Source organism: Roseovarius sp. MS2 (assembly GCF_051447875.1).
In the GTDB taxonomy this organism is placed as follows: Bacteria; Pseudomonadota; Alphaproteobacteria; order Rhodobacterales; family Rhodobacteraceae; genus Roseovarius; species Roseovarius mucosus_A.
Map to the genome: position 1 here is coordinate 15,949 of NZ_JBKHVF010000001.1, position 24,480 is coordinate 40,428.

Here is a 24,480-nt window from a genome sequence, read left to right on the forward strand (position 1 = left end):
AGATGCGGCGCATCTGTCCCGATCATGTCGGCCCGAATACCGACCATCCCGTGCGTGCGGCCAGTTGCTCCATCGCCTCGGTGCCCAGCTTGGAATTGCCATAGTGATTAAGGCCCGGCGACCAGACCGCAATCGCCGCGACACCCGGCACCACCGACAGAATACCACCCCCCACCCCGCTCTTGCCCGGCAGCCCCACGCGGAAGGCGTAGTCGCCCGATCCGTCATAGTGGCCGCAGGTCATCATCAGCGCGTTGATACGGCGGATGCGGGCCTGTGACACCAACCGTGGTGCCCCTGCCCCGCCCACCAGAAAAAGTCCGGCATTGGCCAATTGCGCGCAAGTCATCTCGACCGCGCATTGATGGAAATACGTGCCAAGTGTCAACTCTGGCGGATTTTTCAGATTGCCATGCGACAAAAGGTAATGCGCGAGGGCAAAATTGCGGTGGCCCGTGGCGATTTCAGAACGTGCGACGCGCTCGTTGATATGGATCGCCTCATCCCCCGCCGCCGCGCGAATGAACCGCAAAAGCGCGCCAAGGGTCTCGCGCGGGGTTGCCCCTTGCAGCACCGCATCGGTGGTCACAATTGCGCCTGCATTGATGAACGGATTGCGCGGATAACCCTTTTCCAACTCCAAAAGCAGCATCGAGTCAAACGAATGCCCCGACGGCTCGCGCCCGACGCGCGACCAAAGCCGGTCACCCAGCTTGCCAAGCGCCAAGGCCAGCATGAATACCTTGGACACGGACTGAATCGAAAATGGCACCTGCGCATCGCCCGCCATCACCGTTGGCTGACCGGGGCGCGCAATGGCGATGCCGAACTGGTCTGGATCGACGCCCGCCAACTCCGGGATGTAATCCGCCACCTTGCCTCGGTTTTCAGAGGCGCGGGCAACTTCGGTGATCTCGTCCAGAAGCGGTTGCAGCGGGGGCAATGCCTGCGCCATTCAAGGTTTCCAGCGCAGGAAGTTCGCAATCATGCGCAGGCCGGTTTGCTGGCTTTTCTCTGGGTGAAACTGCGTGCCCACAATCGTATCGCGCCCGACCACGGCCGTGATGGCCCCGGCATAGTCGACATGCGCCAGCAAATGCGCGGGGTCCTCGACCCGGAACTGATAGGAATGCACGAAATAGGCATGATCGCCGGTGCTGATCCCGTCAAAAATCGGATGCGGGTTGTCGATGACCAGATCGTTCCAGCCCATATGCGGCACCTTCAGCGCCGGGTCTGAGGGGGCGATTGCCTCAACCGTTCCGCGGATCCAGTCGAAGCCGGCGGTTTCCTCATATTCAAGCCCGCGCGTGGCCAGCATCTGCATGCCGATGCAAATCCCCATAAAGGGGCGCGCATGGGTGATCACCGCCTCTTCAATGGCCTCGAACACGCCGCGATGGTCATAGAGCGCGCGCCGACAGGCCGGAAAGGCCCCATCCCCCGGCAGCACGATCCGCGTCGCCGCGCGGATCACATCGGGGTCAGAGGTCACGATCACGGCCCCGGCCCCTGTCTCTTGCGCCATACGCTCGAACGCCTTTTGCGCCGAGTGCAGATTGCCGCTCTCGTAGTCAACAATGACGGTGGTCATGGGTTACAGGCTGCCCTTGGTCGAGGGAATCGCATCCGCCTTGCGTGGGTCGGTCTCGACCGCTTCGCGCAGGGCACGGGCCACCGCCTTGAACGCCGCCTCGGCCATATGGTGACTGTTGATCCCGTGCAGCGCATCGACATGCAGGGTAATCCCGCCATGGGTGCTGAGCGCCTGAAAGAATTCGCGCACCAATTCAGTGTCGAAGGTGCCGATTTTGGCCGTGGGCAGGTTCATGTTCCATACCAGATAGGGCCGCCCCGACAAATCAAGCGCAGCCCGCACGAGCGCATCATCCATCGGCAAGAGACAGGCCCCGTAGCGCCGGATGCCACGCTTGTCCCCAAGCGCTTGGCTCAGCGCCTGTCCAAGGGCGATGCCCACATCCTCGACCGTGTGGTGATCGTCGATATGCAGATCGCCCGCACATCGCACGGTCATGTCGATCAGCGAATGCCGCGCGAGTTGATCCAGCATGTGATCAAAGAACCCCACGCCGGTCTGATTGTCATAACGACCGCTGCCGTCGAGATTGATCTCGACGCTGATGTCGGTCTCGGCCGTTTTCCGGGTGAGTGTGGCGCTGCGCATGGGGCCTCCGTCAAGCTTTGGTGGCTCTATACTGCGCCCCGTGGCGCAGGCCAAGCCTCAAGCGCGGATTGTCCCGATCCCCCCGGCGGATCGCTCCAAATTTCTTTAATTTTAAGGAAATTTGGAGCGGGCGAGGCGATTCGAACGCCCGACCCTAACCTTGGCAAGGTTATGCTCTACCCCTGAGCTACGCCCGCATCCTTGGGTGAGGCGTGATCTATAAACTCTGGCGCGCGGCTGCAAGAGGAAAATTCGCGGCACCCGGAAAAATTTTACAATGGCCTCCGCCCGGCGCGGCTGCGACCTAAGTCGGAGCGTCAAAACGCCCTGCCCCCGCGCCGGGCGTGTTAGGGTTTGCGGGCATTTGGGCCGTGGGGGATGGTGGCCCGTCACATCAGGAGAAAGCACATGCCAGCCTATCTTATCGCGCAGGTCAAAATCACCGATGACGCCTGGGTTCCCGACTATGCGGCCCTCACCCATGATATCGCTGCCAAACATGGCGGGCGCTATCTGTCACGCAGTGCCAATATCGAGACGCTGGAAGGCGCGGCACCAGACACCACGCTGATCGCCCTTATCGCGTTCCCCTCGGCTGAGGCCGCTCGCGCCTTTGCGCATGATCCCGACTACGCACCACTGGCGAAGGCGCGGCAGGCGGGCAGCGAAGGGCATTTCTGGGTGATCGACGATACCGATGCCGCAGGCTCGATTCCCTATCTGCCCAAGGGCTGATCTGACCTCACGTTAGAGATCACGCGCCGCGCGGGGCCGCCGCACGGCGCAAGCGGTCGTTGATGGCGCGGCCCAGTCCCACCTCTGGAATCGGAGAGACCGCAATCGGCGCGTCTCGGGCATCAAGCGCGTGAAGATGCCCAAAAAGATTGGCCGCCGCCTCGATCAGATCACCCGAGGGCGAGAGGTTCATGTCGGCATCCACCGCACCGAACCCCAATAAAAGCTCGCCAGCCCGCCGATCTTGGGCATTGAGGCGCACCGGCGCACCGGGCGCGTAATGCGATTGCAGCTGTCCCGGCGCGACCAGCGGATCACCTGCAACGTGACGCGCCAAGGGCATACCCAACGCGGCCTCGATCGCCTCGACCGGCACGCCACCGGGCCGCAACAGGCAGGGTTCGCCTGCAAGACCCACAATGGTCGATTCCACGCCAACGGCACAGGCACCGCCCTCAATCACCGCTTCGATCCGCCCAGATAACCCCGCCAGCACATGCGCGGCCGTGGTCGGGCTGATCCGCCCCGAAGGATTGGCCGAGGGTGCCGCGACCGGACCTCCGAACGTGGTCAGCAGGCCACGCGCGACGGGATGCTCAGGCACGCGAATCGCCAATGTCGGCAGCTCTGCCGTCACAAGAGGCGAAAGGCCGGCATCGGCGCGCAGCGGCAATACAAGGGTCAACGGACCGGGCCAGAAGGCCGAAGCAAGGATTTCCGCCGCATCCGACCAAGTGACATAGCGCCGGGCCGCATCGACACTTTCGACATGCACGATCAGCGGATTGAACCGGGGGCGCCCCTTGGCCTCGAATATCCGCGCCACAGCCCTATCGTCGCGCGCATCGGCACCCAACCCATAGACCGTCTCGGTCGGAAAGGCGACAAGCCCACCGGCAGACCAAATCGCAGAGGCCGTCGCAAATCCGGCGAGGTCCGCTTGCAATATTTCGGTTGCATTTGGCATATACGTCCCCTGACCTGACGCCGCGTTTTGGTTGCCGCCGCCGAACCTTAGGCTAATCTGACAATCAAGGCCGGATCACTACAGGCCTTCGTGACGGATGCCAAGCGACGCCGACGAGATGAAAAGGAAAACGGAACATGCCCTATCGCGCCCCGGTTGATGAGTATCGCTTTCTGTTCGATCACATTGTTGGTCTCTCCCATGTCGTCGACACCGACCGTTTCGCCGAAGCAACGCCCGACATGACCGCCGCGATTCTCTCTGAGGCTGCGCGCCTGTGCGAAGAAGTGCTCTATCCCCTGCAACGCAGTGGTGATCTGCATCCTGCCAAGCTGGAGAATGGGGTGGTGCGCACCTCGCCCGGCTACGCCGATGGCTACCGCGCGATTGCCGATGGCGGCTGGGTGTCGATCAGCGCGCATCCCGATCATGGCGGCATGGGCCTGCCGATGACGGTGACGACCGCCGTAAACGAGATGATGTCTTCTGCCTGCCTCTCGCTGCAACTCAACCCGCTGATGACCCAAGGCCAGATCGAGGCGCTGGAACATCACGCCTCCGACCATCTCAAGGCAACCTACCTGCCCAAGCTGGTCAGCGGCGCGTGGGCGGGAACCATGAACCTGACCGAACCGCAGGCCGGATCGGATGTGGGCGCGCTCCGCTCCAAGGCCGAACCGATGGGCGACGGCACCTATGCCGTGACTGGGCAAAAGATTTACATCTCGTGGGGCGACAACGACTTTACCGAAAACGTCTGCCACCTCGTGCTTGCACGTCTGCCCGATGGCGTGCCGGGAACCAAAGGCATCAGCCTTTTTCTGGTGCCCAAGTTCATTCCAGACGAAAACGGCGCTCCGGGCAAGCGCAACAGCCTCAAGGTAGTCAGCCTTGAGCACAAGATGGGCCTGCACGGCAGCCCGACGGCGGTGATGCAATATGACGGCGCGATCGGATGGTTGGTGGGCGAAGCGCATGACGGCATGCGTGCCATGTTCACCATGATGAACAACGCCCGACTTGGGGTGGGTGGTCAGGGCATCGGCGTTGCCGAAGGTGCCTATCAGCACGCGCTCGCCTATGCGATGGATCGCAAACAGGGTCGTACGCCGGTTCAAGGTGGGTCGGGCAGCATTATCGAGCATGCAGATGTGCGCCGGATGCTGGCCACGATGAAGGCCGACATTTTTGCCGCCCGTGCCATTGCCCTTGCCTGCGCGCAGGCCATCGACATGCAGACCGCCACAGACAAGCCCCATTGGGCGGCGCGCGCAGCGTTTCTTACCCCGATTGCCAAGGCATTTGGCACCGATACCGGCATTGCAGTTGCCGAAATGGGGGTGCAGGTGCATGGCGGCATGGGCTTCATCGAAGAAACCGGGGCCGCGCAATATTCCCGCGATGTGCGCGTTACCGCGATCTACGAGGGCACCAACGGTATTCAGGCGATGGACCTCGCGGCGCGCAAGCTGATGGATGGCGGCGAGGCGGCCTATGCCCTGCTCGACGAGATCGAGGCACAGGCCGAGGCCGCCCGCGCCAGCCTGCCCGAACTGGCAGAACCCGTCTGGCAGGCCGCAGAGAGCCTGCGCGAGGCAGTGGACTGGATGCTTGGTCACCAAGACCTGAACCAGCGATTTGCCGGGGCGGCCCCGTTCCTGCGCGGCTTTGCAAGGGTCTTGGGCGGGCATTTCCACCTCAAGGCCGCCTTGACCGAAGCGGGCGATGGCCCGCGCACGCGTCTGGCGCGTTTCTATATCACGCGGCTATTGCCGGAACACGCCGGTCTCTTGGCCCATGCCACCCAAGGAGCGACCGATCTTTACGCCCTCACGCCCGAGGATTTCGCAGCCTGATGGATGGGGGAACGGTCATAGCTACGCCCTGGGACACGCCCCCCCAAGTGGGTCTGCGACCGAAGTGGCACCCGGTGTCCTTTGGCTGCGCCTGCCGTTGCCGATGGTGCTGGATCACGTCAATATCTACGCGCTGGATGAGGGTGATAGCTGGACCATCGTTGACACCGGCATTCATTCCAAGCGCAGCGTGGCCCTTTGGGAGGACATGCTCGCCGGTCCGCTCCAAGGCCGCCCGGTGCGCCGCGTGATCCTGACCCATCATCATCCCGACCATATCGGCATGGCGGGCTGGTTGATGGAGCGTTTCGGCGCAGAGCTTTGGGCCTCGCGCACGAGTTGGCTGATGGCGCGCATGCTGATCCTTGATGTCGAGGATAGCCCAACGCCGCAGGCCCTCGCCTTTTCACGGGCGGGCGGGATGGACCCCGAAATATACGAGGCCCGCAAGGCCGAGCGCCCCTATAATTTCTCAGACATCTGCGCCCCCATCCCGGTGGGCTATACCCGTATCCAAGAGGGGGATGTGATCCGCGCAGGCGGCTATGATTGGGATGTGCGGATGGGCGGGGGGCATGCCCCTGAACATGTCACGCTGTGGTCGCGGACCGGCAATCTGGTTCTGGCCGGGGATCAAATCCTGCCCGGTATCAGCCCCAATATCGGCGTTTATCCGACCGAGCCAGAGGCCGATCCGCTGGACGACTGGCTGGCAGCCTGCGACCGTCTGGCGGCCCATGCCCATGACGATCACCTCGTCTTGCCCGGACATAAACTGCCCTTTACCGGCCTGCCGTTTCGCATGCGGCAATTGCGGGACAATCACCATGGCGCACTCGACCGGCTGCGCGATTTTCTCAGCACGCCGCACACCGCCGCCGAGTGTTTCCCCCTTCTCTTCAAGCGCCAGATTGACCGGGGCACCTATGGTCTGGCGCTGGTCGAGGCCATTGCGCATCTCAACCACTTGCTGCACGCTGGTGAGGTAACCCGCTGGCGACGCGCAGATGAGGCGTGGCTCTGGCAAATCAAGGATCTCTGACAAGGGGCCGCCCCATGGACCAGACCATCCACACCACCGCCGACGCCGTTGAGGCCGATGCGATGCCGCGCGCGCATGAGGTGCATTCCGACCCGAACCAGCCCTGTATCGAAACAGCCGCTAACTCTCTGACCAATGGTGCAGGCCAGACCAAAAGTGCGGCGCAATGGGCCTATGAACGCCTGATTCTCTATATCCAGAACTTTGAGAAAACACTTGATGAGGCGCATGAGGTGGCCATGGGCTTTGCCGGGAGCGATAGCGGCGTGATCCGCATCGAAGGCATGGGCTATTTCGAGCCGGACATCCTGACGTTTTATGGACAGGATCAGATGGGCATGCGCACGCAACTGATCCAGCATGTCGGACAGCTTAGCGTGATGCTGCGCGCCCTTCCGAAACAGGTCGAGACAGCAGAGCCGAACCGGATCGGATTCCGCCTCGCCCAAGACCTTAACAAAGCCTGAGACCGCGACAGCTTGGGTGGTGACAGGCCCAGCCAAATGGGCTATCCAACGGCGGAATTTGAACGGAAGTCAGCAAGGGACACGCAGAACATGGCCGAGCACAAGCATGGTGAAATGAATATCGACGTTCAGGAAAAGACCTTTGATGGGTTCATCAAGTGGGTGACATATGTCGCCATCGCCTGCATCGTCCTGTTGCTCTTTATCGCTGCGGTCAACGGCTGATCTGGCGGTTCGGCTCCCGCGCTGAGGGTATGTAATGCGGTCATTGGTTCTGGCGCTTGCCGCCTCTCTCACGCTGGCGGGATGTTCGGCGGAATCGGTCTGGGCACCGGATGAAGAGGTGGCGCGCGCCGCCTATCGCCATGACGGCCCGCCGCGCCTGACCCTTTATACGATGATCAACAATGGTAACGGTTCTGGCGCGCATACTTCGCTGATGGTCAACGGATCACAGCGGGTGATTTTTGATCCTGCGGGATCCTTCAACAAGGCCAAGCACCTACCCGAGCGCAATGATGTTCTCTTTGGGATCAATCCTCAGGTCGAGGATGTCTATACCCGCTACCATGCGCGCGAGACCTTTCGGGTGCAGATACAGAAACTCGACGTCTCGCCGGAATTGGCCGAACGCGCGCTGCAACTGGTAAAGGCCAACGGACCGGTGCCGCAGGCACAATGCTCGTTCGCCACGTCACGCATTCTGGCAGAGCTTTTTCCCGGCCAGATTCCCACCTCTTGGTATCCGCGCAAAACCGCCGAGGCCTTTGGCCAAATCCCCGGCGTAACCGAGCAGACGCTGTACGAATACGACAGCGACGACAATTCCAATGTCCTCGCCGCTTGGGACCCGCAGCGCGCCAAGGCACAGTGATCCGCACAAAAGGCTTGGCCTGACTCGTCTCACGCCATGCGATGCGTCCTGAAATGTCCTAGATGATCTTCGCACGAGTGGTCGTAGGGCCAAATCCGCTTGCCTGAGATGTGGCGCTCTCGGCACCATCTCGTGGCAACGCCGCCCGTGGGGATTGGGGCAAAAGACAGCACTATCCCCCTGCCAGATGCAGAGCCGCCGCCCCCCCAAACAGAAAACCCCGCCCGCACAAGGCGGACGGGGCTTTGATTTCGTGGAATTGAGCGAGGGGGTTATTCCGGCTGGCCCCCAGCCATAACCGAGAGACCGCGCAGGATATCAATGGCATAGGCAAGTTGATAATCATCTTCGCGCAGCTTGGCCGCCAGTTCGGCCCGTGCCCGATCTTCTTCGATCTGCTTGATCTCATCCTCGGTCAGGCTGTCATTGTTCAGGCGTCCACGAAGATCGGCCTCAGAGCGGTCGGGACGATTCGTGGTCTCTTCCTCCTCGGTCTGCGGCGCGCGCGGCGGCTGCTCGACAAGAATGTCAGGGCTCACACCAAGTGCCTGAATAGAGCGGCCCGATGGCGTGTAATACCGCGACGTGGTCAAGCGCATTGCGCCGTTCCCCCTCAGCGGCATGACCGTCTGCACCGAGCCTTTGCCAAAGCTCTTGGTGCCCACAACGATAGCCCGGTGATGATCCTGCAACGCACCTGCCACGATTTCTGAAGCGCTCGCAGAACCGCCATTGATCAAAACCACGATCGGCTTGCCATTGGCCAGGTCGCCGGGCGTGGCATTAAAGCGCTCGCCATCCTGCGGGTTGCGGCCTCTTGTGCTTACGATTTCGCCCTTGTCCAGAAACGCATCCGAAACTTTGATCGCCTGCGTAAGCAGGCCGCCCGGATTGTTGCGCAGATCAAGGATGATGCCGCTCACCTCATCTTCGCCGCCCAATTCCTCGATCTTTTCGGCAAGGCCACTTGCAAGATTCGCATAGGTTTGATCGTTGAATGTGGTCACGCGCAGAACAACCGCATCTTGTTCGGCACGCGCGCGCACCGCCGTCAGTTTGATCGTGTCACGGATGATCGAGACGTCAAACGGCTCCGGCGACCCCTCACGCACCACGGTGATAAGGATCTCGCTACCTACCGGCCCGCGCATCAAATCCACCGCCTCGTCAAGCGTCAGACCCAAAACGCTGGCCCCATCGACATGGGTGATAAAATCGCCCGCCTCGATACCCGCCTGATCCGCCGGGGTGCCATCCATGGGCGAGACCACCTTGACGAAGCCGTCCTCTTGCGTGACCTCGATCCCCAAACCGCCGAATTCGCCCCGCGTCTGCACCTGCATGTTCTCGGCATCATCGGGCGAGAGATAGCTGGAATGCGGATCGAGCGAGGTCAACATGCCGTTGATCGCCGCCTCGATAAGCTCCTTGGTTTCAACCTCTTCGACATATTGCGCGCGGATGCGTTCAAAAATATCTCCAAACAGATCAAGCTGTTCGTAGACGTTATTGGTCGTCTCGGCCTCCTGCGCCAACAGCGGGGCGGCCACCTGTGTCGTTACCACGGCGCCGGTCAAAATGCCGGCAGAGGCAGCCATCAGGAATTTTTTCATGTCTCAACCATCCTTATCGGTCTTGAACCACGTGAGCGGGTCCACTGGAGAATTGTCTTGCCGCACCTCAATATAGAGCGTCTGCGTGCGTCTGGCACCCGTATCCTGCACATTGGCGGCAAGTAGCAGATCACCTTCGGTGCCCGCGCCCCCCATAAGCCCCACTGGGCTACCGCCCGGCAGGACCTGCCCTGCCTGACCATAAACAACATCAAGGCCCGCAAACACCAGCAAAATCCCCGCCTGTGGTTCCAGAATGATCACATTTCCGTAGTCAAGCAAAGGACCGCGATAGCGCACGGTCGCGGCACTGGGCGAAGTGACAAGGGCACGCGGGCGCGTGGCCAATAGAATGCCGGGGCGTGCAATCCCGGCGGCGTCTGCCTCGCCCGCGCGGCGCAGGATCACCCCTTCGGCAGGCAGCGGAAGCGCGCCTTTGCGCGCCGTGATATCAGGTAGGCTACCGGGTGCCTCATCTACCGCAATCTCGCTGAGACCACTGGCGAACCCCTCCAGCGTCTCGGTCGAGGCGATCAGCAACGCGGTCCTGACCGGGTCCTCGGTAAAGCGGCGCGGCAGGTCTGTGCGCTCGGCCATGGCGGTGCTGAGCGCGGTGCGCGCCTCTTGCACGCCTTCCAGCCCCTCTTGCAGCTTGTCTGCCGCACTTTGCTGAAGCACACGCAACACGCTCAACTCCTGCACCTTGTCGCGCAGTTCGAGCGCGCGCGCATCCAGCGCCGGTGCAACCTCGGACAGGATCATACCCGCCCGCGCCGTGCCAACCGGCCCCGATGGATGCATCAGCAGCACCGGCACCGGCGCACTGCCCATGCCCGAGAGCACGCCCAGCAACTGGGCAATCTCGGCCTCGCGCGCCTGCAATTCCGCCCCAAGCGCCTGTTCGCGCAGTGACGCCCGGCGCAGCCCGTCGCGCATCGCCTCAAGCCCATCCTCATAGGCCGAAATCACTTGGGTCAGGGCCTTGACCCGGTTCTGTGCGCCCTCTGCCTCAGCCAGGGCCTCGGCGGCAAGGCTGAGCTGTTCACTGGCCGCCCGTGCTGCAGCCGCAGGGTCCTGCGCCAAAGCGGGCGAAAGCGTGCCACAGAGCAGAAATACAGCGCAACAGGTGGGCAAAAACCTCATGTCAGCAGGGTCTCCCCGGTCATTTCCACCGGTTGTTGCAGCCCCATCAGCTGCAACACCGTCGGTGCGAGATCCGCCAACCGCCCCCCCGCACGCAGGCCTGCCCCCTCTGGCCCACCCAACAAAATCACTGGAACGGGGTTGAGCGTGTGGGCGGTATGCGGCCCGCCGGTTTCAGGATCGACCATCACTTCGCAATTGCCGTGATCCGCGGTGACAATCATCGTGCCGCCCACTTCTGCGAGCGCCGCGACAACCTTGCCAAGCCCTCGGTCCACAGCCTCGCAGGCTGCCATAGCCGCCTTGAGATCGCCGGTATGGCCGACCATATCGGGATTGGCGTAGTTCACCACGATCAGATCATAGCGCCCTCGGATCGCCGCGACCAGCCGGGTCGTCACCTCGTCGGCGGACATCTCGGGCTTGAGATCATACGTCGCGACATTGGGCGAGGGGGCCATGTAACGATCCTCGCCCGGCTCCGGTTGCTCTTTGCCCCCGTTCAGGAAAAAGGTCACATGCGGATACTTCTCGGTCTCGGCCAGATGAAACTGGCAAAGCCCGTGTTGCGCCACCCATTCAGCAAGAGTGTTGACGATGTCGCGCGAGGGAAAAACTGTATCGAACCACGCAGTATGCGCCTCGGAATATTCCACCATCCCAAGCAGCGCCGCCCACTGCGGACACTCTCCCCGCTCGAATGCGGCAAAGGCCGGATCGGCAACCGCTTGCAGGATCTCGCGGGAACGGTCAGCGCGAAAGTTGAGACAAAAGAGACCATCGCCATCTCGCGCGCCGGCGTAATCGCCAATCACCGTCGCGGTGATGAATTCGTCGGTCTCGGACCGCGCATAGGCATTGGTGATTGCCATCCGCGGATCGGGGCAGCGCAGGCCGCGCCCTGAAACAATCGCCTCATAGGCTTCTTGAACGCGCGACCAGCGGTTGTCACGGTCCATGGCAAAGTAGCGCCCCGTGACGGTGGCGATACGCACCTCCGGCGGCATCAAGTCGCGCAAGGCCTCCAACTGCACCCGCGCCGATTTCGGGGCCACGTCCCGCCCGTCGGTCAGGGCATGAAGCAGAACCGGCACGCCCGCTTCGGTCAGGGCACGCGCCGCCGCCGCGATGTGATTGAGATGCCCATGCACCCCGCCATCTGACATCAGCCCCAGAAGATGTGCGCGCCCGCCACTCGCCTTCATCTTGGCAATAAAGCCCTGCAAGGCGGTGTTTGAAAAGAAGGATCCATCGTCAATGGACAGGTCGATCTGGCCCAGATCCATCGCCACAACGCGCCCCGCGCCGATATTGGTGTGACCCACCTCGGAATTGCCCATCTGCCCGCGCGGCAGGCCCACATCCGGGCCATGGGTGATCAATGTGGCATGGGGGCACGTGGCCATCAACCGGTCGAAAACAGGCGTCTGCGCCAGATGCGGCGCATTGGCATGGGGGCTGTCGCTCAGCCCCCAACCATCAAGGATGCACAGGACGACGGGTTTCGGCATGCTTTCTCCTGACCTTCGTGTTGCCGCCTTCTAGCCTGTCGGGACCGCAGGGTGAAGGTGCTTTGCAATCGCGCCGCAATCCGGCGGAAACCTGTCGCGCCTCGCGCGGTTCGTCTTCGTGCCGCGCTCTATCAGAGCGCTACGGTCCAACGTCACGCAGGCGGCCCCCTCAGGATGCTTGCGAAGGCGGCGGAATTCCGCTTGAACGGGCCAGCGGACAAGGAAAGGCACAAAATGACAACCTGGATCACCATCTGCGACACCTGCAAACGCGAGGATTGGGACGCCGCCACGCACAGCCGCCCGCATGGCGAAGATCTTGCCGCCCTCGTCGAGCGCGCGGCAGAAGGCCATCCCAACGTCCGCACGCGCCGGGTGGCCTGTCTCATGGGCTGCGGCAAGGGCTGTAACGTCGCCATTCAGAGCGCGGGCAAGCTGGCCTATACCTTGGGCGATTTCACCCCCGAGAGTGACGCCGCCGAAGCGATTGTCGCCTATGCCGCGCTGCATGCCGACAGCGCGACAGGGCAAGTGCCCTACAAACAATGGCCGCAGGGGGTAAAGGGGCATTTCGTAACCCGACACCCCCCTCTGCCCACCGAACCAGAGGTCTAAGACCCATGCACCGGGATCACGGCGGCGGCCTTGACGCGGCGCGGGCAGACTATGGCGGGGCGCGGGCCGATTGGCTTGACCTGTCGACAGGGATCAACCCCTTGCCCTACCCGGTCGAGATCACATCCCCCGAGGCTTGGACCGCCCTGCCCGACCGCGCCGCGCAAGAGGCGCTGACCACGGCCGCACGGGTATTTTGGCAGGTGCCCGATGAGGCGGCGGTGCTGGCCGCGCCCGGTGCCTCTGCTGTGATCGCGCGCCTGCCGGGGCTGCGCCCGCCCGGTTCGGTGCACATCCCCGGCCCCACCTACAATGAACACGCCGCCAGCTTTCGCGCCCATGGCTGGCAGGTGATCGACACCCGCACAACCGATGCGCCCATCGACGCGCGGGTGATCGTGCATCCCAACAACCCCACGGGACAGTTCTACGGGGCGCAAGATCTGACCGCTCCCCTGACGGTGATCGACGAGAGTTTCTGCGACGTGGCCCCGGATCGCACGCTGGTGCGCCATGCGACGACACCGGGCACAATCGTGCTCAAGAGCTTCGGCAAGTTCTGGGGGCTGGCGGGGCTGCGGCTTGGCTTCGCCATCGGCGCACGCGCCGAGGTGGATCAGTTGGCCGACATGCTTGGGCCATGGCCGATCTCTGGCCCGGCACTGGAAATCGGGGCAAAGGCACTCAACGATCCCGACTGGGCGCGCGAAACGCGGGTGCGCCTGAATGAAGAGGCCGCGCACCTCGACGCGCTGATGTGGCGCGCCGGGGCCGAGGCGGTCGGCGGCTGTGCGCTGTTCCGGCTATACCGGGTCAACTCTGCGCAGGCGTGGCACGAGCGGTTGGCGAAACACCGCATCCTCATCCGGGTGTTTCCCTATGCAGAGGATCTGATCCGTCTGGGCTTGCCGGGGCCGGATGGCTGGGCACGGCTCGAGGCGGCGCTGTGATCCTTGTATGGGCAATGCTGCTCGATGCAGCCTTGGGCGAACCACGTTGGCTCTGGGATCGGCTGCCGCATCCGGCGGTTCTGATGGGGCGTGCAGTGGGCTGGTGCGACCGGGTGCTCAACCGCGGCGTGGCGCGGCGCGCGCGGGGTATTGCGGCCATGACCGGGATCGGGGTCTTGGCCCTAGGGCTCGGATGGGCCTTGGCGCAACTTGGCCCTGTGGTCGAGGTCATCGTTGCCGCGATCCTCTTGGCGCAACGCTCGCTTGTGGATCACGTGGCAGCCGTGGCGCGGGGCTTGCGTATTTCCTTGGGCGACGGGCGGCACGCGGTGGCACAGATCGTGGGGCGCGACACGGCGGCGATGCAGCCCTCGGATGTGGCGCGCGGGGCCATCGAATCAGCCGCTGAAAACCTCAGCGACGGGGTCATCGCACCTGCCTTCTGGTTTCTGATCGGGGGGCTGCCGGGGCTCATGCTCTACAAGATCACAAATACCGCCGACAGCATGATCGGCTATCGCACACCGCGACATGAGGCCTTTGGCTGGGCGGCGGCGCGATTCGACGACCTGCTCAATCTGGCACCCGCACGCCTGACGGCCGCGCTGATCCTCGCCACTCACGGGCTCTGGTGGCAATGGGATCAGGTCGCGCGCGAGGCGCGCCAACACCGCTCGCCCAATGCCGGCTGGCCCGAGGCCGCGATGGCGCGGGCCTTGGGCGTGGCCCTGTCCGGCCCCCGCTCTTACCACGGCACGCGCCAAGAGTTTCCCTATGTGAACGCGACCGGGCAACGTGACATCGGCGCGGCAGAGATTGAGGCCGCCTGCGGCGCGCTCTGGCGGGCGTGGAGCGCGGCTCTGGCTTTGGTGGCGGTCTCGACGCTTCTGATCTGACGCCTTAGCCGATCAGCATCTTCAGACCTTGGGTGACATCCGAGCGCACCGCAAGACGCAGGCTCGGCTCATCCCCTGCCTTGAGGGCCGCGATGATCAACCGGTGATAATGCGGCGGGTCTTTGCGCCGCAGGCGGCCATAGAGGGCCCGCATGGTCGGGCCAAGCTGAAGCCATACGGTTTCCGCCATCGCCAACATGGCTGGCGCTTGGGCGCGCAGATAGAGCGTGCGGTGAAATTCCAGATTGCGTCGGATATAGGCCACCGCGTCCTGTCGGGCGATATCCTCAGACACGCGGGCGTTGATGCTCTGGAGACGGTCAATCAGCGCGATATGCGCCCGCGGCAGCGCGCGACTGGCCAGTTCCACCTCGATCAGCGCACGCAGCGCCGCCAGCTCTTCGATCCGTTCGCTGTTGGGTTCCGGCGTAGACACGCGGCCAGAGCTGGACATGGTCAGCGCACCCTCGGCCGAAAGACGGCGCACGGCCTCACGCGCAGGCGTCATCGACACGCCGAACTCTGCGCCAATTCCCCGCAGGGTCAGTGCCTGCCCCGGAGCAATCTCGCCATGCATGATGCGCGACCGCAGACCGCGATAGACGCGGTCATGCGCAGACGGAGACGGATCGGGGCGTGGCGGCAAAAGCATGCGCCCATGTGATCACAAACTGCGCTTAGGTCAATTGCCGAAACGATACCGGTGCAACGCCCCGCCTTCGCGCCGAAGCCAGGCGCGCCGCGTTTCATACTCGGGCATCAGCCGCGCCACTTCGGCCCAGAACGCGGGCGAATGGTTCATCTGCGCCAGATGCGCCACCTCATGCGCCGCCACATAATCCAACACAGCGGGCGGCGCGAGGATCAGCCGCCAAGAATAGCTCAGCGCCCCCGAGGCCGAACAAGACCCCCACCGCGACCGCGTGTCGCGCAGGGTCAGCCGGGTATAGCGCCGCCCCAAAAGGCCCGCGTAATGATCCGAGGCCGCCGCCAGCCGATCCCGCGCCCGCGCTTTGAGCCACCCTTCCAGACGCGCCGCAGCACTTTCTTCTGGCCCCGGCACACAAAGTTGCCCCGGCGCGCGCTGAACACGCCGCCCACTGCCCGGCACGATTCGCAATATCTCGCCCTCAACCGGAAGATCGCAGCCAATGCCCACAACCATCTGCCCCGGCCGCCCCTCCAGATGACCGCGCAGCCAATCAGCCCGCGACCGGGCAAAGGCCAAAGCCTCTGCCTCGCTTACACCGCGCGGAATCGTCAGGGTCACACGCCCGTCCAGCCCCGACACACGCAGCGAAATGCGCCGCGCGCGCGCGCTGTGGCGCAAAGTGAGGGCAACCGGGGGGTTGCCCGTCAGCATGTGATGGCCCATATGCGCTCCTGCTCGGGGTCCGGGTGTCACCGTCAAAGGCTTTGACAGCCATTCAATGTTATGGCAGGGGACGCGGATCGTCGACAAGACCAGAGATTCAAAGGGGATCACCCATGCCCAAGGAAGAATGGGGCGTCAAGCGTATCTGCCCGACAACCGGCAAACGCTTTTACGACCTGAACAAGAACCCGATCGTCAGTCCCTACACCGGCGAGGTGGTGGAACTGTCGTCGCACAAATCGCGCTCGATGGCTCCGGACGCTGAAGATGCGGAAACGAAGAAACTGAAGGCAGGGAGCATCCTTGATGATGATGCGGATCTGCTGGATGATGATGACGTTGATGTCGAGCTGGATGATGATCTGCTCGAGGATGACGAGGACGAGGATGTGTCGCTCGACGACATCGCCGACGTGGCCTCGGACGACAACGATCTTTAATGATCGGAGGGCGGGATTTTCCACTTGATCCCGCCCGCCGCTTTGCTTAGAGAGCGGCGCACGGCCCAATGCGGCCATGGAATTGGGGCCTTAGCTCAGCTGGGAGAGCGCTTGCATGGCATGCAAGAGGTCAGGGGTTCGATCCCCCTAGGCTCCACCAATTCCCCGTCATCCACTGATAGTAGACCGCCTTCGACCAAAAGACCGACCTTGCAGTCGCCGTCTCGGTTTTGGGCCGGACAGCCTCGCCAACGGCGACCACAGGCTCGAGACCCAGAACGTTAGGGTAAGCTTCCCGATTGCGGCAAATTCGGCCCGAGAATCCCTTGACGCGCCTGTGCTTTGAGCCTAAAGACGCCAAATGGAATTCGGGGCGCTGCCTGTGGTGGTGCCCGTTTGTGTTAAGAAGGGCCAGCACGCGCCCTCAGCAAGAACGAGGATGATCTCATGTCGCGCCGCTGTGAACTGACCGGAAAAGGCCCGATGGTTGGCAATAACTCCAGCCACGCCAACAACAAGACACGTCGTCGGTATCTGCCGAACCTCAACGACGTGACCCTGCAATCCGAGACCCTGAATCGCGGCATCAAGCTGCGGATCTCGGCGCATGCTCTGCGCAGCGTCGACCATCGCGGTGGTCTCGATGCGTTTCTCGCCAAAGCCAAGGACGACGAGCTGTCGGCCTCCGCTCTGAAGGTCAAGAAAGAGATTGCCAAGGCGCAGGCTGCAACCGCCTGAACCAAAGCGTAAACTGTTTCGCGAACAGCCCTGCCCAACCGGCGGGGCTGTGCTTTTTTGTCGCTTGCCCATGCCGGGCGCGCAGGCCTATACCTCTGGCCGATGAGACCACTGCACCCGATCCTGGCCTTGGCCCTCTGCCTTGTTCTGGCCCTTACAAGCCAGAGCCTTGCCGTGGCACGCGGCATGGCACAGCCCGTAGGCCAGATTGTGCTCTGCACCGGCACAGGGCCGATCACAGTCGCGGTGGACGCAGAGGGGCAGCCCCTTGCAACGCCCCACCTCTGCCCCGATTGCTTGCCCGGTTTTGCCGTTGTGCTGGACGCGCCCCCTGCCCTTGGCCTGTGGCTGGCGTCAGAGCGGCGGATCAGCACAATCACAGTGGAACGCCATGCTGCGATGCGCAGCCTGCCCCCGAATGTCGCACGGGCACCGCCTGTGGCGGTCTGACAGCCAATTTCAGACCGTAACTCAGACATTCAAGGAGCGACCCATGTCCTTCAAATCCACCCTTCTGGCGGCCTTCGCCACAACCATCCTTGCCGTGCCCGCACTGGCCCAAGAAATCCAAGTGCTTGACACCTACGCCCGCAGCGCCAGCCCCACGGCCAAGACCGGCGCGGCCTTCATGCTGATCGAGAATATCGGCGATGCTGATGACCGCCTGATCGGCGCGGTCTCGCCCGCCGCGCAACGGGTCGAGTTGCACACCCACATCGAAGAGAGCGGCGTGATGAAGATGGTGCATGTCGAAGAAGGCTTTGCCATCACGGCAGGTGAGACGCTGGTGTTGGAACGCGGCGGCGCGCATGTAATGCTGATGGGCCTCACCGAGAGCTTTGAGCAAGGCAAGATCATACCGATAACGCTGGTGTTCGAGAAATCCGGCGAGATCGTAGTCGACGTGCCCGTCGATCTGGCGCGCAAACCAGAAGAGGGCCACGGCAAAGCGCACGGGACCAAACACTAACCGGTTTAGGCCCTCGTAAGGCATCGCAACGCAAATTTCTGATCGCCTTCAAAGTGTTTCGGTTGTTCATTGGAACGCCGAAACACTTTTTTTGCTTGATCAGGCCCTGCCGAACGTCGCTAAAATATCAGCCGACGGCGCGACCAGCCATCTTTTCAAGATGCGCGCGCAGTTGTTCCGCCTCATAGCGCGCCTCGCGCAGACCGTCCATGGTGGCGGCCAGTTCTGCCTCGGTCTGGCTGATCTGATTGGTCAACTCCGCCTCACGCTGTTGCAGATAGGTGATCGCCTGATCGCGGGTTTCTTCGGCCTCGTGCAGTTCTTGCGCCAACCGCTCCAGTTCCCCTACATCCGATCCCGGCACGCGGATAAAGCGATGTACCAGCCAATTGGCGAACCAGCCCATGCAGAACGCCACGAAAAGAACGATGGCGGTTGCGATGATGAATTCGGTTCTATTCATTCGGTTGGCGTATCCTGCGTGGTCTCTTCTGCCTCTGCACCTTCTTCCCCCGGTTCTTCAAGGCTTTCAAGCGCTGTTTGCTCATCTGGCAGTGGCTCGGGGCGGATCAGGCGAAATTCAATACGGCGGTTGGTCTCGCGGCCCTCTTCGGTCTCGTTATCAGCGATGGGCACGCTCTCACCATAGCCCTTGGCGTCAATGCTCGATGTCAGCACGCGGCGCATGCGCAATTCGTCCAGAACCGCGCGCGCACGCGAGAGGCTGAGTTGCGCGTTCATATCCTCGCCACCCTGGCTATCGGTATGGCCGCCGATTTCCATCCGAACCTCGCCGCATTTTTTCAGCACATCGGCAATGTCATCCATGATGGCCGCCCCTTGGGCGTCAATCTTGGCCGATCCCGGCTCAAAGTTGATTTTGCGCTCTGCTTGGATCCCAGCGATTTGCGCCTCGCATTCCTCTGGCGTCGGAAGCCCGGCCACAGGATCGAGGGCCTCTTTATACGTCACGTCGATAGAGTATTGTTCTGCCTCGCCCAGCTTTTCCGCAAGAAACTGCGCGATTTCCGCACTGGCAGTCTTGCGGCCCGTATTTCCCTTAACGCCTATATTATCGGGCGTGACGGTTACGACACCGTTCGACAGATAGGACAAGGCTTCAAGCCCGGTCAGAACGCGGATCGGCCAATCACGCGGCAAACCCTCGGCGACCCGCGCCGTCAGATGCACCGAATCTGACGAAAACCGCGCCTTGGCAAAACTACGCACCGTCTCGCGGCTGGTCTCGCTGCCCACCCGGCCCCGAATCAGAACCTGACCTTCGGGCGACAGAGTGGCCACAAACTCTGGCGCTGCGGGCTGCGCGGCATCGGGCGGCGGCGGCAACGTGGCAGTAAGGGCAAAAACCTCGGGCAGATCGGCCTCAAGTTTGCCCGCCACATCGTCAAAGAGGCTCTGCGCCGTGCCTTCGGGCGCCAAAAGCGCTACATCGGCATCCGAAAACGTAACCGTCCCGCCGCCAAGGTCCGCGACCGCCGCGATGGCCAGTTCTGCCGCCCGCGACCATTGGGGCGAGGGCACACCCATCCCGACCACACAGTCGGCCTTGGTCTGGATGCCAGCCTTGCCCGCAGCGCGCAAAATACCATCGCGCGCCTCTTCGGTATCCGCAGAGCAGGAGTCGAATCGCGCGCCTGTTTCGTCGATGACGAACCGCAGGGTAAACGGCGTGATCACTGGCCGCGGTGCCGAGATTGCGAGCGCCAGGCGCACATCGTCCGGGGCCGTGCGCGCCAGATCCGTCTCGATCCGGCGCTGTGCCTCTGTGCTGTCAACCATGGCCTTGATCTCGACCCTGTCCGCGCTCACGGAAATCTTGGCGCGCGGCAGTTTTCCCAGCGACCGCACCGCATAACGCAGCGCTGCGGGCCATGTCTCTGGATACGGGTAATCTGCGGAATCAAGCAGGTCGGCCACCGGGACGTCATCGGTCACAGACGCGATATCCGCCAAAAGCTTATCTCGGTCCGTGGCCGCAGGCACCAGCCCGATCAAGGAAATGCCGCTATCGTTGCGCAGGATTTCGATGGCAAAGCGCGGCGGCGCGATATCGGCCGCATCCTGCACCAACATCTGGTCGATCACCCGCGCTGCATCAACCACCGTGCCCGCCAGCGACAGCGCCTTGAACCGCAACGCCTCAGAGGGCGCAGTGCCCGCCAGAAAGAGTTGCAGCCCGTCCGTATCGACATCGGCCCAGACCAATCCAACCCGGTCCAACGTGTCACGCACCGCCCGCCGAGAGCTGTCTTCGATGGCGCTCACAGCAAAGCCTGCGGCAACAACCGCAAGCACCGCTGCCCCGACAAAGGTTCCGGCGATCGTAAAGGCAGATGATAAACGCATCGGGCAATAGCCAATTTATGAGTGCTGCCCACGTCTTTAGGCGTGCGGCGACCTGAGTTCAATCACAGCAGACAAGCGACGGCGAAAAACGGCACAGGCAAGAGACCTGCATCGCGATTGGACCGGAAAAGGTGAAGCAAGCGCGCGGTATCGTCCAACCGCAAGCGGCGCATCTGGCCTTGCATATGCCAGCCCATCATCCACGGTCCGCAGAGCGCCACAAGAAGCGCCGTCATCCGGGCGTCCGGCACCGCAAGAATAACCGCCAACGCCATCAAAGAGACAGTCGCCACCAAAAACCACCGCAGCCAGCGCGGGGAATTGTCGCCAAAGAGCCGCGCCGTGGATTTCACCCCGATAAGGGCGTCATCCTCGGCGTCCTGATGGGCATAGATCGTGTCATAAAAGAGCGTCCAGGCGATACCCGCGAGATAAAGGATCACAGCAGGTATCTCGAGGCGTCCGCTATGGGCCGTCCAGGCCAAAAGCGCGCCCCAGTTAAAGGCAAGACCCAGAAAGACCTGCGGCCACCAGGTGAACCGCTTGGCAAAGGGATAGACGGCGACGGGCAAGAGCGAGAGTATGCCAAGCACGATTGCGGCGGTGTTGAACGTCAGCAGAATCCCGAATGCAATCAGCGCCTGCACCGCCATCCAGATCAGCGCGCCGCGCACCGTGACCTGCCCCGAAGGAATAGGCCGCGAGGCCGTGCGCGCGACAGAGCCGTCGATATGCCGGTCGGTGATGTCATTCCAGGTGCAGCCCGCCCCGCGCATAAGAAAGGCACCAAGACCACAGCCGATGAAGATCCACAGATCATGCCACCCCGCCTGCCCATCTGACAGCATCGCCAGCGTCAGCCCCCACCAGCAGGGCAAAAGCAATAGCCATGTGCCAATCGGTCGATCTGCTCGGCTCAGCCGCAAATAGGGGCGCGTCGCCGCAGGGGCCAATCGGTCCACCCAATTGCCCGCATAGGCATCGGCCACCTGTCCCGTGGCCTCTGGCGTCTGGTTCTTTGCGGTCATATGTTGGCCCCATGAAAGCAGCGAAGATCAGGCTTTATGTAGAGCACCCGTTGGGGGAAGGGCAAACCATTCCTCTGACGCAACCACAGGCCCATTACCTCTTTGGGGTGATGCGACAAGGCGTCGGTGATGCTGTGCTGCTCTTTGATGGGCGGCACGGCGAATGGCGCGCCGACGTGATCGAGGCAGGCAAGCGCGGCGGGGTGTTGCAGGTGGCAGAGCAGACAGCCCCTCAGCGCGATCCGCCGGATCTTTGGCTCTTGTTCGCCCCGATCAAAAAGGCGCGGACCGATTTCATCGTCGAAAAAGCCGCCGAGATGGGGGCAGCGCGGATCATCCCTGTTCAGACCGAGTTCACCAATGCCGAACGCATCCGACAGGACCGCCTTCAGGCTCATGCCGTCGAGGCCGCAGAACAATGCGGCGGCACCTTTGTGCCCGAAGTCGGCGATCTGCACCGCCTTGACCGGATGCTTGCAGACTGGCCCAAGGACCGGCAGTTGATGTTTTGCGATGAGGGGCTGGCGGGCCACGCGGCAACGCTTGCCGGTGATTTGCCGCGCGGCGCGCCTTGGGCCATCCTGATCGGCCCCGAGGGCGGGTTTTCAGAGGCCGAGCGCGCGCGCCTCGCGGCGCTGCCGCAGGCGCATGCCGTCAGCCTTGGGCCTCGCATCCTGCGCGCCGATACGGCGGCGGTGGCGGCAATGACGCTCTGGCAACGCGCTTTAGGGGATTGGACATGAGCTTTATTCGCCCGCAAGCGCGCGCTGCTCTCTGGCGCTGGCGCGAAGTGCTCAGCGGTGTCGGGCTAGCAGCACTTGGGCTTTGGTGGGGGATTGGCAGCTATGGCCTTTTGCAATGGCTGGGCTACGCGCTTTTGATCCTTGCCGGGGCAGTACTGGTGATGGGGCTGCAACGCGCGCGATTTCGCGCAGGCGCGGGCGGCCCCGGCGTGGTGCAGGTGGACGAGGGGCAAGTCGCCTATTTCGGGCCTCTGACGGGGGGCGTGGTGGCCATTCGCGATCTTGATGCGCTCACGCTCGATCCCACAGGCAAGCCGCCACATTGGGTGCTAAGCATAGATGGCGCGCCCGCGCTGCATATCCCGCTCAACGCCGAAGGGGCCGAAGCGCTCTTTGACGCCTTCGCCGCCCTGCCCGGCCTGCGCACCGAACATATGCTGGCGCAGATGCGCCGCCTACCCGATCACCCAACCGTGATTTGGCAGAACCCGCAAAGCGCGGTCTCGCACCTTAGGCTGCATTGACAGTCCGTGTGTTTGCCGCCAACTGTGTCGCCCGAGACAATGCCCTGATCAGGAGGCCCGAATATGTCTATCCCACAATCCGGCGGCGGGCCGATCGAACGCCATGAGCAACTTGCAGAATATCTGGCAAGTGGTTGCAAACCCAAGCAAGATTGGCGCATTGGCACCGAGCATGAAAAGTTCGGCTATTGCAAGGACACGCTGCGTCCCATTCCCTACGAGGGGCCGCGCAGCGTATTGGCGGTGCTTGAAGGCCTGCGCGATGTGCATGGCTGGTCGCCCGTAGAAGAGGGCGGCAAGCTCATCGGCTTGGAAAAGGACGGGGCGAATGTCAGCCTCGAGCCGGGCGGTCAACTAGAGCTTTCGGGTGCGCCGATTGAGACCATTCACCAAACCTGCGACGAGGTGAACGACCACCTGCGCGAGGTCAAAGACATCGCCGACAAGGTGGGCGTGGGCTTTATCGGCCTGGGTGCTGCCCCGATCTGGATGCATGACGACATGCCGCTCATGCCCAAGGGCCGCTACAAGCTGATGGACAGCTATATGCAGAAAGTCGGCACCATGGGTCGCACCATGATGCGCCGCACCTGCACCGTGCAGGTCAATCTCGATTTCTCCTCGGAACCCGACATGGTGCAGAAACTGCGCGTGGCGCTGGCCTTGCAGCCGGTGGCAACAGCCCTTTTCGCCAATTCGCCGTTTTTCGAGGGCAAGCCCAATGGGCACAAAAGCTGGCGCGCCCGCGTCTGGCGCGATCTTGATCCCGCGCGCACCGGCATGTTGCCCTTTGTGTTCGAAGAGGGTTTCGGGTTTGAGGCCTATGCCGATTACGCGCTCGATGTGCCGATGTATTTCGTCTATCGCGACGGCAAGTATATCGACGCTCTGGGGCAGTCGTTCCGCGATTTCCTGCGCGGTGAGCTTCCTGCCCTGCCCGGCGAGAAACCAACGCTGAGCGATTGGGCGGATCACCTGACCACCACTTTCCCCGAGGCGCGGATCAAGAAATTCATGGAGATGCGCGGGGCCGATGGTGGCCCGTGGCGCAGGCTCTGTGCGCTGCCTGCCTTCTGGGTGGGGTTGATGTATGACCAATCCGCACTTGATGCGGCATGGGACGTCTGCAAGGGCTGGGATGCCGAGACGCGCGATGCGCTGCGGGTGGCGGCTAGTGTGGACGGGCTTCAGGCGCGGGTGGGCGACATCCACATGCACGAACTGGCCCGCGAGGTTCTCAACATCTCTGAGGCGGGCCTTAAGGCGCGCGCGCGGTCGGGCGGCGGCGGCATGATCCCCGACGAGACGCATTTCCTCAATGCGCTGCGCGAAAGCGTCGAGACCGGCAAGGCCCCGGCGGATGAATTGCTCGACCGGTATAATAGCGATTGGGCGGGTGATCTTAGCCGGATTTACGCTGACTACAGCTATTAACCGCCTG

General features: G+C 62.7%; 27 protein-coding genes, 2 tRNA genes and 1 pseudogene. 17 read left to right on the forward strand and 13 right to left on the reverse strand.

The genetic code is table 11. The annotated features are described in order from the left end of the window. Positions 1–22 precede the first annotated feature (22 nt). The 4 genes from ACLGGT_RS00150 to ACLGGT_RS00165 form a co-directional block, all read right to left on the reverse strand. Positions 23–955 carry a glutaminase gene (locus ACLGGT_RS00150; protein ID WP_008282580.1) on the reverse strand — a complete coding sequence of 311 codons (933 nt, stop codon included), beginning with the start codon at positions 953–955 and terminating at the stop codon, positions 23–25. Then, the gene (hisH, locus tag ACLGGT_RS00155) at positions 956–1,594 is read right to left on the reverse strand and encodes an imidazole glycerol phosphate synthase subunit HisH (RefSeq protein ID WP_008282581.1); all 639 of its coding nucleotides are present in this window, start codon (positions 1,592–1,594) and stop codon (positions 956–958) included. Positions 1,595–1,597: 3 nt separating this feature from the next. Then, a complete protein-coding gene (gene hisB, locus ACLGGT_RS00160) occupies positions 1,598–2,185 on the reverse strand; it encodes an imidazoleglycerol-phosphate dehydratase HisB (protein WP_008282582.1) in 588 nt (195 codons plus the stop codon). A 122-nt stretch (positions 2,186–2,307) separates the two neighbouring features. After that, a tRNA-Gly gene (locus tag ACLGGT_RS00165) sits at positions 2,308–2,382 on the reverse strand. Between the two features lie 211 nt (positions 2,383–2,593). On the opposite strand from ACLGGT_RS00165, the gene ACLGGT_RS00170 reads away from it, so the two are divergent. Then, positions 2,594–2,920, forward strand: coding sequence for a DUF1330 domain-containing protein (locus ACLGGT_RS00170; RefSeq protein ID WP_008282583.1), 327 nt, complete (start codon positions 2,594–2,596; stop codon positions 2,918–2,920). A 19-nt stretch (positions 2,921–2,939) separates the two neighbouring features. Here ACLGGT_RS00170 and ACLGGT_RS00175 read toward each other — a convergent pair whose 3' ends face one another. Beyond that, complete coding sequence (locus tag ACLGGT_RS00175; protein ID WP_437194791.1) at positions 2,940–3,887, reverse strand: L-threonylcarbamoyladenylate synthase; 948 nt, start codon at positions 3,885–3,887, stop codon at positions 2,940–2,942. Between the two features lie 137 nt (positions 3,888–4,024). On the opposite strand from ACLGGT_RS00175, the gene ACLGGT_RS00180 reads away from it, so the two are divergent. From ACLGGT_RS00180 to ACLGGT_RS00200, 5 genes and pseudogenes are all read left to right on the forward strand, one after another. Next, entirely contained in the window at positions 4,025–5,743 is a 1,719-nt protein-coding gene (locus ACLGGT_RS00180; protein ID WP_437194792.1) for an acyl-CoA dehydrogenase, read from the forward strand. Beyond that, positions 5,743–6,785 (forward strand): annotated as a pseudogene (locus ACLGGT_RS00185) (MBL fold metallo-hydrolase). The gene ACLGGT_RS00180 and the pseudogene ACLGGT_RS00185 overlap by 1 nt, the downstream one beginning before the upstream one ends. Positions 6,786–6,799: 14 nt before the next feature. Then, the gene (locus ACLGGT_RS00190) at positions 6,800–7,252 is read left to right on the forward strand and encodes a hypothetical protein (RefSeq protein WP_219434693.1); all 453 of its coding nucleotides are present in this window, start codon (positions 6,800–6,802) and stop codon (positions 7,250–7,252) included. 90 nt (positions 7,253–7,342) lie between these two features. Further along, complete coding sequence (locus ACLGGT_RS00195) at positions 7,343–7,477, forward strand: aa3-type cytochrome c oxidase subunit IV (RefSeq protein WP_008282588.1); 135 nt, start codon at positions 7,343–7,345, stop codon at positions 7,475–7,477. Between the two features lie 34 nt (positions 7,478–7,511). After that, positions 7,512–8,126 (forward strand): hypothetical protein, encoded by a 615-nt coding sequence (locus tag ACLGGT_RS00200; RefSeq protein WP_375553238.1) that lies wholly within the window; start codon positions 7,512–7,514, stop codon positions 8,124–8,126. Between the two features lie 272 nt (positions 8,127–8,398). Here the strand turns inward: ACLGGT_RS00200 and ACLGGT_RS00205 are convergent, their stop codons facing one another. Genes ACLGGT_RS00205 through gpmI form a run of 3 tightly spaced genes read right to left on the reverse strand, consistent with a single transcriptional unit; the run spans position 8,399 to position 12,393 of the window. After that, entirely contained in the window at positions 8,399–9,739 is a 1,341-nt protein-coding gene (locus tag ACLGGT_RS00205; protein WP_008282590.1) for a S41 family peptidase, read from the reverse strand. A 3-nt stretch (positions 9,740–9,742) separates the two neighbouring features. After that, positions 9,743–10,882 carry a murein hydrolase activator EnvC family protein gene (locus ACLGGT_RS00210; RefSeq protein WP_081506559.1) on the reverse strand — a complete coding sequence of 380 codons (1,140 nt, stop codon included), beginning with the start codon at positions 10,880–10,882 and terminating at the stop codon, positions 9,743–9,745. Beyond that, positions 10,879–12,393 carry a 2,3-bisphosphoglycerate-independent phosphoglycerate mutase gene (gpmI, locus tag ACLGGT_RS00215; protein WP_151992570.1) on the reverse strand — a complete coding sequence of 505 codons (1,515 nt, stop codon included), beginning with the start codon at positions 12,391–12,393 and terminating at the stop codon, positions 10,879–10,881. The genes ACLGGT_RS00210 and gpmI overlap by 4 nt, the downstream gene beginning before the upstream one ends. A gap of 234 nt (positions 12,394–12,627) precedes the next feature. On the opposite strand from gpmI, the gene ACLGGT_RS00220 reads away from it, so the two are divergent. Genes ACLGGT_RS00220 through cbiB form a run of 3 tightly spaced genes read left to right on the forward strand, consistent with a single transcriptional unit; the run spans position 12,628 to position 14,854 of the window. Next, on the forward strand, positions 12,628–13,008 hold the full coding sequence (locus tag ACLGGT_RS00220) for a DUF1636 family protein (protein WP_198385575.1): 381 nt from the start codon (positions 12,628–12,630) through the stop codon (positions 13,006–13,008). 5 nt (positions 13,009–13,013) lie between these two features. Next, complete coding sequence (cobD, locus tag ACLGGT_RS00225; RefSeq protein WP_437194793.1) at positions 13,014–13,958, forward strand: threonine-phosphate decarboxylase CobD; 945 nt, start codon at positions 13,014–13,016, stop codon at positions 13,956–13,958. Between the two features lie 14 nt (positions 13,959–13,972). After that, positions 13,973–14,854 (forward strand): adenosylcobinamide-phosphate synthase CbiB, encoded by an 882-nt coding sequence (gene cbiB, locus ACLGGT_RS00230; RefSeq protein WP_437197381.1) that lies wholly within the window; start codon positions 13,973–13,975, stop codon positions 14,852–14,854. 4 nt (positions 14,855–14,858) lie between these two features. On the opposite strand, the gene ACLGGT_RS00235 is transcribed toward cbiB, so the two are convergent. Continuing rightward, the gene (locus tag ACLGGT_RS00235; RefSeq protein WP_437194794.1) at positions 14,859–15,506 is read right to left on the reverse strand and encodes a GntR family transcriptional regulator; all 648 of its coding nucleotides are present in this window, start codon (positions 15,504–15,506) and stop codon (positions 14,859–14,861) included. Positions 15,507–15,536: 30 nt separating this feature from the next. After that, positions 15,537–16,229: a M48 family metallopeptidase gene (locus ACLGGT_RS00240; RefSeq protein ID WP_375553234.1), complete on the reverse strand. Its 693-nt coding sequence runs from the start codon at positions 16,227–16,229 to the stop codon at positions 15,537–15,539. A 113-nt stretch (positions 16,230–16,342) separates the two neighbouring features. Here ACLGGT_RS00240 and ACLGGT_RS00245 point away from each other — a divergent pair, with 113 nt between their 5' ends. From ACLGGT_RS00245 to ACLGGT_RS00265, 5 genes are all read left to right on the forward strand, one after another. Continuing rightward, the gene (locus ACLGGT_RS00245; RefSeq protein ID WP_008280342.1) at positions 16,343–16,669 is read left to right on the forward strand and encodes a TIGR02300 family protein; all 327 of its coding nucleotides are present in this window, start codon (positions 16,343–16,345) and stop codon (positions 16,667–16,669) included. A gap of 84 nt (positions 16,670–16,753) precedes the next feature. Next, positions 16,754–16,829, forward strand: a tRNA-Ala gene (locus ACLGGT_RS00250). Between the two features lie 287 nt (positions 16,830–17,116). Beyond that, complete coding sequence (gene rpmB, locus ACLGGT_RS00255) at positions 17,117–17,407, forward strand: 50S ribosomal protein L28 (RefSeq protein WP_008280343.1); 291 nt, start codon at positions 17,117–17,119, stop codon at positions 17,405–17,407. Positions 17,408–17,509: 102 nt separating this feature from the next. Then, positions 17,510–17,857: a hypothetical protein gene (locus tag ACLGGT_RS00260; protein ID WP_437194795.1), complete on the forward strand. Its 348-nt coding sequence runs from the start codon at positions 17,510–17,512 to the stop codon at positions 17,855–17,857. Positions 17,858–17,900: 43 nt separating this feature from the next. After that, positions 17,901–18,377 carry a copper chaperone PCu(A)C gene (locus ACLGGT_RS00265; RefSeq protein WP_081506566.1) on the forward strand — a complete coding sequence of 159 codons (477 nt, stop codon included), beginning with the start codon at positions 17,901–17,903 and terminating at the stop codon, positions 18,375–18,377. Between the two features lie 127 nt (positions 18,378–18,504). Here the strand turns inward: ACLGGT_RS00265 and ACLGGT_RS00270 are convergent, their stop codons facing one another. The 3 genes from ACLGGT_RS00270 to ubiA all read right to left on the reverse strand — a co-directional run bounded on the left by ACLGGT_RS00270 (position 18,505) and on the right by ubiA (position 21,772). Next, entirely contained in the window at positions 18,505–18,840 is a 336-nt protein-coding gene (locus ACLGGT_RS00270) for a hypothetical protein (RefSeq protein WP_008280346.1), read from the reverse strand. Next, positions 18,837–20,744, reverse strand: coding sequence for an OmpA family protein (locus ACLGGT_RS00275; protein WP_081506567.1), 1,908 nt, complete (start codon positions 20,742–20,744; stop codon positions 18,837–18,839). The genes ACLGGT_RS00270 and ACLGGT_RS00275 overlap by 4 nt, the downstream gene beginning before the upstream one ends. A 62-nt stretch (positions 20,745–20,806) precedes the next feature. After that, on the reverse strand, positions 20,807–21,772 hold the full coding sequence (gene ubiA / locus ACLGGT_RS00280) for a 4-hydroxybenzoate octaprenyltransferase (protein ID WP_151979519.1): 966 nt from the start codon (positions 21,770–21,772) through the stop codon (positions 20,807–20,809). An 11-nt stretch (positions 21,773–21,783) separates the two neighbouring features. Here ubiA and ACLGGT_RS00285 point away from each other — a divergent pair, with 11 nt between their 5' ends. From ACLGGT_RS00285 to ACLGGT_RS00295, 3 genes are all read left to right on the forward strand, one after another. Beyond that, positions 21,784–22,515, forward strand: coding sequence for a 16S rRNA (uracil(1498)-N(3))-methyltransferase (locus tag ACLGGT_RS00285; RefSeq protein ID WP_008280349.1), 732 nt, complete (start codon positions 21,784–21,786; stop codon positions 22,513–22,515). Next, positions 22,512–23,039 (forward strand): hypothetical protein, encoded by a 528-nt coding sequence (locus ACLGGT_RS00290; RefSeq protein ID WP_008280350.1) that lies wholly within the window; start codon positions 22,512–22,514, stop codon positions 23,037–23,039. Before ACLGGT_RS00285 ends, ACLGGT_RS00290 begins: the two co-directional genes overlap by 4 nt. Before the next feature lie 63 nt (positions 23,040–23,102). After that, positions 23,103–24,473 carry a glutamate--cysteine ligase gene (locus ACLGGT_RS00295; RefSeq protein WP_008280351.1) on the forward strand — a complete coding sequence of 457 codons (1,371 nt, stop codon included), beginning with the start codon at positions 23,103–23,105 and terminating at the stop codon, positions 24,471–24,473. The last annotated feature ends 7 nt before the right edge of the window (positions 24,474–24,480 follow it).